General features: G+C 38.2%; 11 protein-coding genes. All 11 read left to right on the top strand.

Features of this window, described 5'->3' with window-relative positions:
• The first annotated feature begins 354 nt into the window (after positions 1 to 354).
• The 11 genes from QSJ81_RS14610 to QSJ81_RS14560 all read left to right on the top strand — a co-directional run bounded on the left by QSJ81_RS14610 (position 355) and on the right by QSJ81_RS14560 (position 15,579).
• On the top strand, positions 355 to 1,461 hold the full coding sequence (locus tag QSJ81_RS14610) for a class II glutamine amidotransferase domain-containing protein (protein WP_285718101.1): 1,107 nt from the start codon (positions 355 to 357) through the stop codon (positions 1,459 to 1,461).
• Positions 1,449 to 3,083 (top strand): glutamate synthase-related protein, encoded by a 1,635-nt coding sequence (locus tag QSJ81_RS14605; RefSeq protein WP_285718100.1) that lies wholly within the window; start codon positions 1,449 to 1,451, stop codon positions 3,081 to 3,083. The genes QSJ81_RS14610 and QSJ81_RS14605 overlap by 13 nt, the downstream gene beginning before the upstream one ends.
• Before the next feature lie 12 nt (positions 3,084 to 3,095).
• Positions 3,096 to 5,402 carry an FAD-dependent oxidoreductase gene (locus QSJ81_RS14600; protein WP_285718099.1) on the top strand — a complete coding sequence of 769 codons (2,307 nt, stop codon included), beginning with the start codon at positions 3,096 to 3,098 and terminating at the stop codon, positions 5,400 to 5,402.
• Between the two features lie 184 nt (positions 5,403 to 5,586).
• A complete protein-coding gene (locus QSJ81_RS14595; RefSeq protein ID WP_285718098.1) occupies positions 5,587 to 6,663 on the top strand; it encodes a diguanylate cyclase in 1,077 nt (358 codons plus the stop codon).
• A 476-nt stretch (positions 6,664 to 7,139) separates the two neighbouring features.
• Positions 7,140 to 8,309: an ABC transporter substrate-binding protein gene (locus tag QSJ81_RS14590; protein WP_285718097.1), complete on the top strand. Its 1,170-nt coding sequence runs from the start codon at positions 7,140 to 7,142 to the stop codon at positions 8,307 to 8,309.
• A gap of 327 nt (positions 8,310 to 8,636) precedes the next feature.
• Positions 8,637 to 9,812: an ABC transporter substrate-binding protein gene (locus QSJ81_RS14585; RefSeq protein ID WP_285718157.1), complete on the top strand. Its 1,176-nt coding sequence runs from the start codon at positions 8,637 to 8,639 to the stop codon at positions 9,810 to 9,812.
• A gap of 302 nt (positions 9,813 to 10,114) precedes the next feature.
• On the top strand, positions 10,115 to 11,281 hold the full coding sequence (locus tag QSJ81_RS14580) for an ABC transporter substrate-binding protein (protein ID WP_285718156.1): 1,167 nt from the start codon (positions 10,115 to 10,117) through the stop codon (positions 11,279 to 11,281).
• A 982-nt stretch (positions 11,282 to 12,263) separates the two neighbouring features.
• Complete coding sequence (locus tag QSJ81_RS14575; protein ID WP_285718096.1) at positions 12,264 to 13,157, top strand: branched-chain amino acid ABC transporter permease; 894 nt, start codon at positions 12,264 to 12,266, stop codon at positions 13,155 to 13,157.
• Between the two features lie 13 nt (positions 13,158 to 13,170).
• Positions 13,171 to 14,130, top strand: coding sequence for a branched-chain amino acid ABC transporter permease (locus QSJ81_RS14570; RefSeq protein ID WP_285718095.1), 960 nt, complete (start codon positions 13,171 to 13,173; stop codon positions 14,128 to 14,130).
• Positions 14,108 to 14,881 (top strand): ABC transporter ATP-binding protein, encoded by a 774-nt coding sequence (locus QSJ81_RS14565; protein WP_285718094.1) that lies wholly within the window; start codon positions 14,108 to 14,110, stop codon positions 14,879 to 14,881. The genes QSJ81_RS14570 and QSJ81_RS14565 overlap by 23 nt, the downstream gene beginning before the upstream one ends.
• Entirely contained in the window at positions 14,875 to 15,579 is a 705-nt protein-coding gene (locus QSJ81_RS14560) for an ABC transporter ATP-binding protein (protein WP_285718093.1), read from the top strand. The genes QSJ81_RS14565 and QSJ81_RS14560 overlap by 7 nt, the downstream gene beginning before the upstream one ends.
• Positions 15,580 to 15,597: the final 18 nt, after the last annotated feature.

Raw genomic sequence — 15,597 nt, 5'->3', positions numbered from 1 at the left:
TGACAGTAAAGAATTTCGTTTTTATAATGTAGTAAGTGAAACAAAAGTGTTTTTGTCAATAATACAAAAGATTTTTAGGAGTGTACCTAGGGTTCCGCGCGGTAAAGCGGCTGGTCCAAGCGGTACAGGTGCAATTTGCACAACACCGTGGGTAAAAAAGGCCCTGCGGGAAGTCCTGGATAAATGAAGCTTGGTGGTAGAGTAATTCTTGTTTTCTACTTATAGGCTGACTTTACATCCAGCGGTTTCCAGGGTCTTTTCTGTTGCTAAGATATAGTTGATTTTTTCACGTTCTAGCATTTGGTAGCTGTGGTATATAAAAGAGAATTTTGATATGAGGAGTGGGGGAAAGTTATGTGTAGAATTGGTGCCATTAAAAGCAAGGATTATTTCCATCCATCAGCGGCGTTGCATTTAATGCTGCCGCAGCAGGAAGGCCATGATAACTCAGGGTTTGCTATGGTTATGCAGGATCTAGCGGGGGTTTTTTCACAACATAAAGACAAACCCTTATTATCTCTAGCCTGTACGCAAAAAGGTGCTAAGCTGGTCGAAGATTATATGGAAGCAAATGACTTTATACAACTAGCAGAGTGGATTCCGCGTGGCGTTAAAAATGTAAAGCTAGATATTAAGGCTATGCCTTATTATATTTTCCGCAATTATGAATATCCTGAATATTACCGTGATGCCACGGAAGAGGCAAAGGGAGAGTTATTACTAGATACTAGATTGGCACTTAGAGAACTTCTAGAAAAACAAGAGCAAGGTTATGTATATTCCTTCTGGCCCGATGTTCTTACATTAAAAGAAATTGGTGATCCATGGGATATTGCTACTTACTTTAAGTTGTGGGATAACAATGGTGACTTAATGGCCAAAAATGTAGTTGTCCAATGTAGACAAAACACAAATTATGATATTGTACGTTATGCTGCCCATCCGTTTTTCTTACAAGGATATACCTTGTGTGCTAACGGCGAAAACACTTTTTATACTAAGAATAAAGAATATCAAAAGTCATTGCATCGCGGGTATATTGGTTTTGAATCAGATTCCCAAAACTTTCTTTATACCTTACATTATGTATTGCAAGAGTTGAAATGGCCTATCAAGTATTACAAACATGTCATTACTCCATTGCCATTTAACGAAATTTCTGAGCGCTCAGATAGTGCTGAACTTAGAGCGATTCGGCAGTCCTTAGGTTCTTTAGAAATTAATGGACCTAATACAGTAATTGCCATGTTGCCCAGCGGAGATATTGTGACATGCTGTGATTCTAAAAAATTACGTCCCGTAGTCGTTGGTGGGGATGAAAATATGGTAGCTATTGCGTCAGAGGTATGTGGTCTGAATGCTATTTTGCCAAATCGTAACCAAGAGTTAGATGTGTATCCAAATGAACGTGAAGTAGTGATCATTAATCAGCAATTGGAGGTAGAGAGATGGAAACAGTAAAAACGCAAGATATAACCGTAAATGATTTGCCTTGGAAGATTGAAACCAAGCCTGATCGCTGTACCATGTGCGGCAGCTGCGTTGCTGCTTGCACGTTTCAAGCCATTCAGCCAGTGGTAGAGCGTCGTTCTGTTACTGTTTCTACTGGCCATCGCCCTGAGCCAACACAAAAACATAGTGCAGTGCTTACGATCAAGCAAAGAAATAGCATTGAACACGCCTGTACCGGCTGTGGTATGTGTGAGAAAGTGTGTCCCAATCAGGCAATTAAGCCAGTTCGTAATCCTGATTCCCGTTTTAACTTGCTGGCAAGAAAAGGCGGATCACCAATTAAAAGAGGGGGGCGAACTAGCTTAAATAGTGGGCGGACCCTTGATAATATAATTATAGGTCGTATTTCTCAGATGACAGATCCGGCTCTAGATTCAGAGCGTCATACCTTTGATATTTTAGCTCCTTTTGGGAGGGTGCTTTTGCCTCATGAGCTTCCCTTAAGTGCATCAAATGGTACATTAAATCTGACAGCGAAACTGCCACCAGTCAATTGGATTTATCCTGTTATTTTTAGTGATATGTCGATTGGTGCTTTGTCCACGAGAGCCTGGGAAGCTGTTGCTTTAGCAACTGCATATTTAAATGAAAAACATAATATGCCTGTACGTATGTCCTCTGGTGAAGGTGGAATGCCAGTTAAACTTCTCGAATCAGAACAGCTAAAATATATGATTTTACAAATTGCCTCCGGCCATTTTGGTTGGAATCGGATTGTTAAAGCAATACCTAAAATGAAGGTGGATCCAGCAGGAATTTTAATTAAAATTGGGCAAGGTGCAAAACCTGGAGATGGAGGTCTCTTACCTGCCGCCAAGGTGGCAGATCATGTGCAAGCTATTCGGGGTGTACCTAAAGCTGACCTTATGTCACCGCCGAATCATCAAGGCTTGTATTCCATCGAAGAATCCGTGCAAAAAATGTTTTTATCTATGAATGCAGCCTTTAAGTTTAGAGTTCCAGTTGCTATTAAGTGCGCCGCCTCGGCGACTTCTGTTTCTGTATATAATAATCTTTTACGGGATCCTTATAGAATTTGTGGTGGATTTTTCTTAGATGGCATCCAAGGTGGTACTGGTGCAGCGAATGAAATATCGCTCGATCATACAGGGCACCCTGTAGTCTCAAAGACAAGAGAGTGTTATTTGTCTGCTGTAAAACAAGGAAGACAAGGGCAGATTCCGTTATGGGCAGGTGGCGGTATTGGTTTGACAGGAAATGCAGCAGCTGACGCCTTTAAAGTAATTTGTTTAGGTGCAAATGGTATCTTCTTAGGAAAAATACTAATTCAGTTACTTGGCTGTGTAGGAAATGAACATGGCAGATGTAATGCATGTAATACGGGAAAATGCCCAGCTGGTATCTGTACGCAAGATCCTCGCCTTGTAGAACGCCTTGATATTGATAAAGGGGCGCAGAATATTGTAGATTATATGCTAGCCCTTGATAGTGAGCTGAGAAAGTTAATGGCTCCTATTGGTAATAGTTCGCTACCTGTAGGGCGTTCAGATGCCTTAGTAACTACGGATCAAGCCGTTGCTGAAAAATTAGCAATCCAGTATGTTTGTTAGGAGGGAAGCAGTATGTTTAAAATAAATGGTCTCGACAAAAATCAGCGAATGTCTACCCAGGATCTGCTGCAAGCTATTAATGAAGCAGTAGCAGCAGGGGAAACAGAATTTCATATAGAGGCTTCCGGCCAACATGATATTGGAGGACCTCTTTGGCATCCAGAAGGAAAAGATTTAAAGTTTTTTGTTAAAAACCCTGGACAACGGGTTGGATCTATGTGTCTGGAAGGTACTGAAATAGTCGTAGAAGGATCGGCTTCTGCTGATGTGGGCTGGCTAAATGCTGGCGGTAAAATTGTAGTGCGTGGGGATGCTGGTGATACAGCAGCTCATTGTGCGGCATCCGGTAATATTTATATTGGGGGCCGGGCAGGTACTCGCTCTGGGTCTCTAATGAAACATGATCCTCTTTATGCCCCGCCGGAATTTTGGGTGTTAAAAAACTGCGGTAGTTTTTCCTTTGAGTTTATGTCTGGTGGTATTGCAGTTATCTGTGGTTATGATAGTGAAAAATTTGAGTCCGTATTAGGTGATCGCTCCTGTATTGGTATGGTAGGGGGAACATTATATTTCCGGGGAAATGCTTCCGGAATTTCTAAGAAAGATGTCAAAATTACACCTCTTGGCGAAGCTGATATTGCCTATTTGGATAATAAAATGGATGATTTTCTTACATCGATTGCTCGACCGGAAATTCGGGAAGAATTAAGTAATTGGGCAGAATGGTATAAGGTAGTTCCTTTAAAATATGATGAACGCGTGAAAGTAGCGCAGACAAATATCTTATCCTATCGTACAGAAGAATGGGTACCAAGTGGCATTTTTAGTGACGTATTGAAAGACGATTTTGCTGTAATTGGATTAGTAACTACTGATTTATATCGTCAGCGTGTTCCTGTGTGGGAAAATGCTCTTTATGCTTCGCCATGTGAATTTAATTGTACTGCATCCATACCTTCTCATCGTCGTTTTAATTTACTGCGTGAAGGCAAAGTAGAAGAAGCTTATAAACTAGTTTTAGAATATACCCCATTCCCTGGTTCGGTTTGTGGCGCTGTATGTCCAAATGTTTGTATGGACGATTGTACGCGTAAGAATCTAGATATTTCAGTGCAAATTGGTGAACTTGGCACCTATTCTAAAGATGTTACATTGGCAAAACCAACTGCTAAAACGGGGAAATCTGTAGCAGTTATTGGCGGTGGTGCAGCCGGTTTAACTGCGGCATGGCAGCTAATTCGGAAGGGGCACAACGTGACTGTATTTGAAGCGGATGAAAAGATGGGCGGAAAACTAGAACAGGTAATCCCTCGTTCTCGCTTACCGCAATCCACGTTAGCCAAAGAGTTGAAGCGTATTGAAGACATGGGCGTAATATTTAAAAATAATACGGTTGTAGATGAAGTAAAATTTACTGAAATCAGAGAAACTCATGATGCAGTTGTAGTCGCTACAGGAGGACATATTGGTAAAGTGGTCCCTTGGCCAGGACATGAACGAATTCTAAAGGGGATTGATTTTCTTAAGGCAATCAACAAAGGGAAAAAACCTAAGGTTGGCAAAAATGTAATTGTAATCGGCTGTGGTAATTCAGGGATGGACGCAGCAGTGGGAGCCTATCAGATGGGCGCAGAACAGGTAATTTGTATTGATGTTCAGCGACCAGCTGCTGATGCTAAAGAAATAGCTCACGTTGAAGATTTAGGTGGGAAGCTATTATGGCCTGTTTCTACCAAAGAGGTAACCGCTGAAGGCATTGTTACTCAAGATAACGAATTTATTAAAGGTGATACTGTAATTATTGCAATTGGTGAAGTGCCTGAACTTAAATTTTTACCAAAAGACATTGTAACTGAACGTGGTTATTTAATAGCTTCTGGTGATTATAAAATTGCAGAAGGCGTATATACTGCAGGTGACACTGTAAAACCTGGGCGTATGGTAGATGCCATAGGTGCAGCGCAACAGGCTGCTTCAGCAGTAGATGCCTATTTGACTGGTTCCATATATACAACACAGCAAAAAACTAAAATTGATACCAATCGTTTAAGCACAGCTTACTTCAAAAAGTGCCATAGCTGTGAGGTTCCAAAAGCAGATGATGATCATTTGCGCTGCATTAGTTGCGGAACTTGCCGTGATTGTCATATGTGTGAACGATCTTGTCCGGAAAACGCCATTACCCGAACTCATAGTGCAGATGGTAATTTTGAGTATAAATCAGATTCTCATAAATGTATTGGTTGCGGCATATGCGCTGGTATTTGCCCTTGTGGTATTTGGTCAATGCATGATAATAAGCAGCCGATACATTCATAGAATGAAAGCATCCTTATTTTAAAAAATCCTTCCTATTCCCAAAAAGTATTGGAATAGGAAGGATTTTTTTTATTATTAAAAAGATTTAGAAAAGCAGGAGTTTGGTAAAAAGTGGAGTAAATACCATTATATAATAAAAGCGGAAAGTGTCTGGGTTTATAATAATATTAAAAGAGGGTTGGGCATGCTTGAATATGAGACTCATAAAAAGGTACAGATTGGATATATTGCAAATCTTATATCACTAGGTTGTTGTTTAGCCTTACAATTAATAACGGTATCGGACCTGCTAAATAGCCAAATATATCTATATATACTATTGGCTATAGTATATGGAGTATTACTTGTTTTTCCGTTAAAGAGATTCGCTGCCTATGATATAAGCACATTTTTTCTAACTGTCAGTTTATTAGTCTATTTTTATATGAGCACCCCTAATTTTATGGCAGTAGTATTATTTTATTTGTATGCTGTTCAGATCGGCTTAACATTTGATCGTAAATACTCCTTGGCTGGAGCAATGGTGATTGCAGTCATTTTTTTTGTTGCCAGTATAGACCAAGTGGAAATTGATCAAAAAAATATGATTTGGATTATAATGCACAGTTTATTGATTATCAATGTGAATGTTTTGGCTCAACATTTATCACAGCTTGAACACCAAGCCTTACACCAAAATGAAAAAGTAAAACAACTACTCAGTCAGATGGAAAATTCCTATAAAACGGTAAGTGCATTAGCAGAAAAGGACGAGCTGACTACATTATATAACTATCGTTCCTTCCGGAATAAATTAGAGGAGTTAGTGCCCTATAATATAGCAATACTGCTCTTAGATGTAGATTATTTTAAGATTTTTAATGATTCCTATGGACATTTATGCGGTGATGCTGTGCTTAGGGATATGGCGACAGTATTAAAAGGTAGTCTACGAGAAGGCGATATGGTATTTCGTTATGGAGGCGAAGAGTTTGCAGTGATAATTCAGTGTAGTAATGAAACGGAAGTGCAGACAACAGCTGTACGGATTTCAAATAATGTAGAGCGACACCCCTTCTATTTCGGAAAGGAATCTGCATTACATGTAACAGTTAGTATTGGATATGCTATTGGCAAAGAAGGGATAGAAACAACTGAAGAGCTTTTTAGGATTGCCGATGAAGCCTTATACAACGCCAAAGAGAGTGGCAGAAACTTAATTGGTTGTCCAAATGGCCAAATTTGTAATCCAACCACTTCACCTTTATATCATGTTAGTTAATAAGTACGATTTACAGTAGTATATTTATAGTGAAGAATTTCTCAGGTAAATTATAGATTCCTAGATCGCTGTTTATTTAGATATATATATATTAAATTATGAGCCAGTAGGACAATGACCACGTACGTGGTCATTGTCCTACTGGTTTTTTTGATGTACATTTGTATCACGACAAATGTATGCCCTGAGGAGAGTGAGATACTCAAAGTACGTTTAAGTGAGACAAAAAAGTATTGACAGTAGGGAATGAAGTAAATATAATAGCCTACATAGACAAATATGTTACAAATACAATATTGCACAAACAATATAAAAATAAAATTATGTAATTGTGTAATGATAAGTGCTAAGGGGGGCACAAAGGATAAATGTAATATAGCAAGTACAGATTGTTCGTATTGAACTACTAGCTTCTCTCGCTGTGAAGACAGGCGGTGTAGGGCTCTTGGTTACATTAGGTTTAGGAGGACGAAGATGTGAAAAAATGGTTATTGGCAGCTGGCTTTATTACAGTAATTATCGTTGGAGCGGTGCTAGCAGGGTGTGGATCATCGCCAGCAGCGAATGATTCAAAAGAAATAAGAATTGGTGCAAACGTTGAAATGACCGGCGGTGTTGCCAATTATGGTAAATCTGCTTTAAATGGCATTCAATTGGCCTTTAAAGAGGTAAATGCGGCAGGAGGGGTTCTTGGTAAACAAATTAAAATAATAATAGCTGATAATAAATCTGAGGCATCTGAAGCTACTAATGCAACAACAAAATTAATTACTCAGGATAAAGTTTCTCTTATCATGGGTCCTATTACTAGCTCTAATGCATTAGCAACCTTGCAAGTTGCCCAAGATAATAAAATTCCGGTTATCACCCCAACTGGAACAAATGCTAAAATTACAGTTGATAATGGTAAAGTAAGGCCTTATATCTTCCGTAGCTGTTTTATTGACCCTTTTCAAGGAATTGTTATGGCTAATTTCGCTGCGAAGACATTACATGTTAAAACAGCAGTCATTTATATTGACAACAGCTCAGATTATTCTAAGAACCTGGCAGAATCCTTTGAAAGCCAATTTGTTAAAAATGGTGGTATAGTTATAGGGAAGGAAGCGTTTTTACAAAAAGATCAGGATTTTAAATCAACACTAACTAAAATAAAAGCGTTGAATCCTGAGACAATCTTTATTCCTGCTTATTATGAAGAAGTAGGCAAAATTGCAAAACAAGCTCGTGAGATGGGACTTTCTATACCACTAATTGGCACAGATGGCTGGGATGACCCTAAAATAGCCGAAGTGGCTGGTGCTGATGCATTAAATAATACATTCTTCAGTAATCATTACTCTGCACAAGATACGGATCCTAATATTGCAAAGTTTGTTGAAGCTTATAAGAAAGAATATGGACAAGAGCCCAATGCTTTCGCAGCTTTAGGTTATGATGCAGCGTTAATGGTAGTGGATTCCATTAAGAGAGCCAATAGTACTGAACCTGAGAAAGTAAGAGAGGCACTAGAAAAAGTAAAAAACTTACAAGTAGTAACTGGTTTGATTACGTTAGATGCCAATCATGATCCGATTAAGAGTGGCGTTGTTATTGAAATGAAAAATGGCAAACAAACGTTTAAAGAGAAAATAAATCCTGAATAAGAAGATTATGAAAAACTCGGCTTGATGCCGAGTTTTTTTATTTTAAGAACATAAAAACGGGAATAGTTGGGTAGGGAAAGATAAAAGATATTATGTTTGTGTCAGATGGATATAGGCGTTTCAGATTTAAAAATTAGCTTTTTTATTTTTTCACAGGGAATCCTTATTAAATGCTAAAGACAAGTCATATTAAAAAAGTATTGACAGTAACAAGAGTAGTAAATATAATAGCATACATAAACAAATATATTCTGGTGACGCACTTTACTGCTAAATGCAAATTAAAATGTGTAAAGATGTAATGCAGGAGATAAGGGAGGAAGAATGATGTCAAAAAAGAGGTTGTCGTTTATTGGTTCATTAGTAACAGTAGCTATGGTTAGCCTAATGTTGACAGGTTGTGGCTCAACGCCATCGGCAAGTGATTCTAAAGAAATAAAAATTGGTGGCAATATGGAAATGACAGGTGGTGTTGCCAACTATGGTAAAGCTACCAAAAATGGTATTGAGCTAGCCTTTAAAGAAGCAAATGCAGCAGGGGGGGTTCTTGGTAAACAACTTAAATTAATCGTAGCAGATAATAAATCAGAGCCCTCAGAAGCTACAAATGCGATAACAAAGCTAATTACCCAGGATAAAGTATCTGTTGTTTTAGGACCCGTAGCGAGTTCAAATGTATTAGCAACTTTACAGGTAGGTCAAGATAATAAAGTTCCCGTTGTCACTGCTACTGGTACAAATACCAAAATTACAGTAGATGATAACGGTAAAGTGAAACCATATGCTTTCCGTAGTTGCTTTATCGATCCTTTCCAAGGAACCGTAATGGCTAACTTCGCTTCCAAATCCCTAAACGCAAAAACTGCTGTCATTTATATAGACAACAGTTCTGATTATTCCAAAGGACTAGCAGAAGCTTTTGAAGCCCAGTTTGTCAAAAATGGTGGAACAATTGTTGGCAAAGAAGCATTTTTACAAAAAGATCAAGATTTTAAATCAACTTTGACAAAAATTAAAGTAATGAATGCGGATACCATTTTTATTCCTGCATATTATGAAGAGGTAGGCAAAATTGCGAAGCAGGCTCGTGAATTAGGAATTTCTATACCGCTAATCGGTACAGATGGCTGGGATGATCCTAAGGTAGTAGAAGTCGCTGGCGCAGCCGCACTAAATAATACATTCTTTAGCAGTCATTATTCATCCCAAGACACAGATCCTCGAATTGTAAAATTTGTAGCTGCATATAAGAAAGAATATGGGGAAGAACCAAATGCCCTAGCTGCTCTAGGTTATGATGGTGCATTGATGGTAATTGATGCAATAAAACGCGCAAATAGTACAGATCCAAGTAAAATTAGAGATGCATTAGAACAAACAAAAGATTTACAAGTGGTAACAGGTATTATTACCCTCGATGCTAGTCATAATCCAATTAAGAGTGGCGTTGTTATCGAAATGAAAGATGGCAAGCAATCTTTTAAAGAAAAAATTAATCCTTAAATAATAAGAAAAAAGGACTCGGCACCTGCTGAGTCCTTTTTTTAAACAAAAATTGTTTAAGATTAGGAGTTAAAGGAGAATATAGAGTTCCGTTACATTGAAAAACAGTCGATGTCCACTGCGTGAGAACAAATGACTCAATGTCCTCCTCGAAAGTATTGACATACAAAGACAATATGTCTATAATACACCTTATATTGAGTACGTATATTCGCCTGGAGAGGACTAGGTGGTGTAACGGGAAAAATAGAGCTGTATAGTTTTTAGAAAAGTAACAAGTAGGGGGAGAGTGTGTGTTTAACATGAAAAAGGGAAAATGGATCGGTGCCCTTATGGCAACTGCAATGATAGCACTAGCAGTTACAGGTTGTGGTGGTGGTAAACCAGCTGTAGATGTAATTAAGCTTGGAGCTAATTTAGAAATGACTGGTGGTAACGCAACTTTTGGTAAGTCGGCGAGTAACGGTGCTAATCTAGCAATCAAAGAAGTCAATGCTAAGGGCGGTGTATTAGGTAAGCAATTAAGTTTAGTCATTGCTGATAATAAGAGTGAAGCTGCAGAAGCCGCAAATTCTATGCAGAAATTAATTACTCAAGATAAGGTAGTCGCGGTCATTGCCCCGATTGCTTCTTCTAGTGTAATTGCTGGTGCTCAAGTAAACCAAGATAATAAAGTATTGGCCATTAGTCCAACAGCGTCAAACCCTAAAGTTACTGTAGATCCCACAACGAATAAAGTTCGAGATTATTTGTTTAGGGCTGCATTTATTGATCCCTTCCAAGGTTCTGTAATGGCTAACTTTGCCACAAAAACTCTAAAAGCCAAGACCGCAGCCGTTTATATTGATAATTCTAGTGATTACGCTAAAGGTTTAGGACAATTCTTTAAAGAAACCTTTATTAAAAACGGCGGTCAAGTCATTGTGGAAGAAGCATATTTAGCGAAGGACACAGATTTTAAAGCTACCTTAACTAAGATAAAGGCAGCGAATGTAGATGTCGTATTTGTACCTGGTTATTATCAAGAAGTAGGAATGCTTATAAAGCAAGCTCGTGAAATTGGTTTGAATATGCCGTTTATGGGTGGTGATGGCTGGGATTCGGCTAAACTTCCAGAAATTGCAGGACCGCAAGCGTTGAATAATACATTCTTTGCAAATCATTATTCACCGGACGATAATAGCCCAGAGATTAAATCATTTGTTGATGCATATAAGGCAGAATATAAGGAAACACCGGATGCTTTTGCTGCTTTAGCGTATGATGCTACCATGATGGTTATCGAGGCTATTAAACGGGCAAATAGTGTAGATACAGTGAAAATTAAAGATGAGTTGGCAAAAACAAAAGACTATAATGCTGTTTCAGGTAAGATTACTTTAAATGAAACACATGATGCAGTAAAAAGTGCTGTAATTATTGAGATGAAAGATGGTAAGCAAACCTTTAAAGAAAAAATTAATCCATAAATTACTACCTTACGCTGCAGTAGTTCATGTCAATAAGCTGACATAGAAAACCCCTTATTAGATGTGCAAATAAGAACCGCAAAGGCACAGTGTCACAGGTGTGGCACACAAAGTAGGTACAAGAATGTAGTAGATCCCTTCTTTGTGTCTTTGTGGTTCTTTTATTTTTCCCGGATCCTAGGCTGCAGGGCAATTGGATAAGATGTTTGATATGTTAAATAGCACTATCTATAATTTGACGATACTGTCTAAATGCAGACGAAAAACTCTTATCTTCCACATGAACTAAGATAATTTGACTAGTTGCTAATTAGCTCAAATGGTTAAAAAAACGGCTTCTTGTAAGCAAAACAAGGAAAATGAAGTTATTAATAAGGAAATAAATCAATATTGTTTTAAATAATTGAATTTGGCACAAATATTGCATAAGAATTAAGCAAGAGGTGCTTAAGGTTAAAACTTTACAGTTAAATATAAAGTGAAAAAAATATAATAAAAAAGTACTGTAGCAAAGACGATTTGTTCTCTTGACAAAGATTAAATGGCGAGAAAATTTATAAATGTATTGACAGTAACGGACAATGTATCTATAATTACGTATATAATTATAAAGACGTATTCACTCAAGGAAGACAAATGTAAAACTACTGTAAAGAATAATAGAAATATTAGTGTGGGTTTAAAAAAACGCACGACTTGTGAAGAGGCTGTTTTTAGATGTCCAGATGCTAGTCCTTATGAGCATTTGAGGGAGGCGTACAAAGAGGTACGTTGAGCGATAACGCCAGGGATAACAAGGTAGATGGGGATTTTAAAATAGACTCTATTAGACTTTATGAGACCTCTTTGTTTTTCTCCAGGATACTAAAAGAAGGATGTGATAAAAAATAAAAATAAAGCGAGAGAGAGGAAGTTAAGGGATAAAGGGAAAAAGCATTTGCTTTATCTTTTCTAAATAAAAAATAAATGTAGGAGGCGGGTCATGGATTTTTCATTTACACAGCAATTCATACAACAATTGATTAATGGTATATCCCTAGGCAGTATATATGCGCTAATTGCCTTAGGTTACACCATGGTGTATGGTATCATTAAATTAATTAATTTTGCTCACGGTGATATTTATATGGTAGGCGCATATGTAGCATTTTTTGCAACAACAGCACTCAAACTTTCCTTTTTCCCAGCGTTAATTATATCCATGGTAGTGGCTGCCGTAGTTGGGATGACAATTGAAAGATTGGCTTATCGACCACTCAGAAAGGCACCTAAAATTGCTATACTGATAACAGCAATTGGTGTATCGTTACTACTAGAGTATGGCGGTATGCTGCTTGTTACACCGCAACCCCGCACTTTTCCAGCCTTATTCGAATCTCAGGTGTTTAACTTTGGTAACATTGTAGTGAATAGCCAACAGGTGATAATATTAGCAATTTCCGTAGTCCTTATGATTATTTTGACCTATGTTGTACAGCGTACAAAAATAGGTAAAGCTATGCGAGCTGTATCTTTCGATACAGATGCAGCGAGATTGATGGGGATAGATGTTGATCGCGTTATTTCTATTACCTTTGCCATCGGTTCTGCATTGGCGGCAGCTGCTGGTATGCTAGTGGGTGTGTACTATAATTCTATTGATCCATTAATGGGTATTATGCCGGGGCTTAAAGCCTTCGTTGCTGCTGTACTTGGTGGTATTGGAGTTATTCCAGGAGCGATGCTTGGTGGTATTATAATGGGCATCATTGAAGCTATGGTAAGCGGCTTTATCTCATCCACCTTCCGTGATGCTGCAGCGTTTGCCATTTTAATTATTATTTTACTATTTAAGCCATCTGGCTTATTAGGTAAAAATGTGCGTGAGAAAGTGTAGGTGACAATGAATAATGGGAAAAAATAAAAAAGAATTATTAGCACTGGCAGCTTGTGTCGTTTTTTATGCAGTTGTTCAAGGGTTGATTATGCTAGATATTATCGGACCCTTTTGGGAGCTAAACTTAGTTCTGATTTGTATTAATATCATACTGGCAGTAAGCTTGAATCTAATTAATGGTTTTACAGGGCAATTTTCCATTGGTCATGCTGGTTTTATGGCTGTTGGGGCCTACTTAGGTGCCGTACTAACAGTTAAATTACAACTACCTTTCATTGTTGCTATTTTAGGGGGCGCGGCTGCGGCTGGCTTCTTGGGATTCGTAATAGGGCTGCCTACCCTTAGATTAGACGGAGACTATTTAGCGATAGCTACATTAGGCCTAGGGGAGATCATCCGTATTACCATTCTTAATATTCCTTATGTGGGCGGAGCTTCTGGTTTTATGGGTATTCCTCGCTATAGTAATTTTACTTGGGTATTTTTTGCTACAGTGATTACTGTATTTTTCATTAGAAATTTAATTAATTCTACGCACGGCCGAGCTTGCATCTCTATTCGTGAAAATCAGATTGCGGCGGAGGATATGGGGATTGATACTACCAAATATAAGGTAATGGCTTTTACGATTGGTGCTGCCTTTGCTGGTGTCGCAGGAACCTTATTCTCTCATTATTTTTATATTGCCCATCCCGCGTCTTTCACATTCATGAAATCCTTTGATATCTTGACAATCGTTGTGTTAGGCGGATTAGGCAGTATTAGTGGATCAATAACTGCTGCTGTTTTGTTGACCTTTGTTTCTGCCGCATTAGCTGGCTATCCAGAGTGGCGCATGATTATTTACTCATTAATGCTAATTGTATTGATGTTATATCGGCCACAAGGATTATTTGGCAACAAGGAAATCAGCCTTAAAATCTTTGGCCGTTTGATGGGAGGTACTAAGCGTGGCAATACTCAAAGCAACTAAACTTTCTAAAGTGTTTGGCGGACTAAAGGCCGTATCTGATTTTTCGATAGATATTAACAAAGGCGAGTTAATTGGTTTAATTGGTCCGAATGGAGCTGGCAAAACAACAGCATTTAATTTGTTAACAGGTGTTTATCAGCCGACAACAGGCCAGATTGATTTTGATGACAAAAGTATTATCGGGTTTAAACCCTTTCAAATTACCCAAAAAGGGGTAGCTAGAACCTTTCAAAATATTCGTTTGTTCTCTGAGTTATCTGTACTGGATAATGTTAAGATTGCTTATCATTTTCATGTAAAGTATGGACTATTAGAGTCTGTATTGCGTATGGGTAGGTATCATAGCGAAGAAAAAGAAATTGAAGAAAGAGCTATAAAATTATTAGAAATATTTAAGTTAGGCCATAAGAAGGATGAAATTGCTAAGAATTTACCTTATGGTGAGCAACGTAGATTAGAGATTGCTAGAGCCTTAGCGGCTCAGCCAAAACTTCTACTGCTTGATGAGCCAGCGGCGGGGATGAATCCTCAGGAAACTCAGCAATTAATGCAAATGATAAAGTGGATAAGACAAGAATTTGACTTAACAATTTTATTAATTGAACATGATATGCAGTTAGTTATGAATGTTTGCGAACGTATTTATGTACTAGAATATGGTAGTATTATTGCCCAAGGAACGCCTGAGGAAATCAAGAATAACCCTAGGGTTATTGAGGCCTACCTCGGAGAGGAGGTTGAGTCATGTTAAAAATAGAAAATATTGATGTTTTTTATGGTGCAATTCATGCGCTTAAAGGTATTAGCGTTGAGGTGCAAGAAGGTGAAATTGTTACCTTAATAGGTGCAAATGGAGCGGGTAAGAGTACAATTTTACGTACTATTTCTGGACTATTAAAACCTAAGGCTGGTCAGATTACCTTTGAGGGAAAAAACATTGCAGGGGCAGCAGCTCAAGATATTGTAAAAATGAGCATTTCCCAGGTTCCTGAAGGACGTAGAGTATTTGCAAATATGTCCGTTTTAGAAAACCTAGAACTAGGAGCTTATATTAGAAGTGACAGCAAGGGGATTCAAGAAGACATGGAGAAAGTCTTTGAGAGGTTTCCTCGTTTATCGGAGCGCCGTGGTCAATTAGCTGGTACCTTGTCAGGCGGTGAACAACAGATGTTGGCTATGGGACGTGCGTTAATGAGTCGTCCTCGCTTGTTACTATTAGATGAGCCTTCCATGGGTCTTGCACCTTTGTTAGTAAAAGAAATTTTTTCGATTATCAAAGAAATTAACGCGAGTGGTACGACGGTTCTTTTGGTAGAACAAAATGCTCATATGGCCCTATCAATTGCCAACAGGGCTTATGTATTAGAAACAGGGCGGATTACGCTTTCAGGTGATGCGAAAGAACTGGCTGCAAGTGAAGAAATACGCAAAGCTTACTTAGGCGGTTAATGTAATCGAAAAAAATAA

It is taken from the genome of Pelosinus sp. IPA-1 (assembly GCF_030269905.1).
GTDB lineage: Bacteria > Bacillota > Negativicutes > DSM-13327 > DSM-13327 > Pelosinus.
This window is presented reverse-complemented; position numbering and strand designations above follow the sequence as displayed.

Coding starts and splice junctions, on each gene's coding strand:
- QSJ81_RS14570 (WP_285718095.1), top strand. CDS start 13,171: ATGGGAAAAAATAAAAAAGAATTATTAGCACTGGCAGCTTGTGTCGTT.
- QSJ81_RS14610 (WP_285718101.1), top strand. CDS start 355: ATGTGTAGAATTGGTGCCATTAAAAGCAAGGATTATTTCCATCCATCA.
- QSJ81_RS14585 (WP_285718157.1), top strand. CDS start 8,637: ATGTCAAAAAAGAGGTTGTCGTTTATTGGTTCATTAGTAACAGTAGCT.
- QSJ81_RS14580 (WP_285718156.1), top strand. CDS start 10,115: ATGAAAAAGGGAAAATGGATCGGTGCCCTTATGGCAACTGCAATGATA.
- QSJ81_RS14600 (WP_285718099.1), top strand. CDS start 3,096: ATGTTTAAAATAAATGGTCTCGACAAAAATCAGCGAATGTCTACCCAG.
- QSJ81_RS14560 (WP_285718093.1), top strand. CDS start 14,875: ATGTTAAAAATAGAAAATATTGATGTTTTTTATGGTGCAATTCATGCG.
- QSJ81_RS14575 (WP_285718096.1), top strand. CDS start 12,264: ATGGATTTTTCATTTACACAGCAATTCATACAACAATTGATTAATGGT.
- QSJ81_RS14605 (WP_285718100.1), top strand. CDS start 1,449: ATGGAAACAGTAAAAACGCAAGATATAACCGTAAATGATTTGCCTTGG.
- QSJ81_RS14595 (WP_285718098.1), top strand. CDS start 5,587: ATGCTTGAATATGAGACTCATAAAAAGGTACAGATTGGATATATTGCA.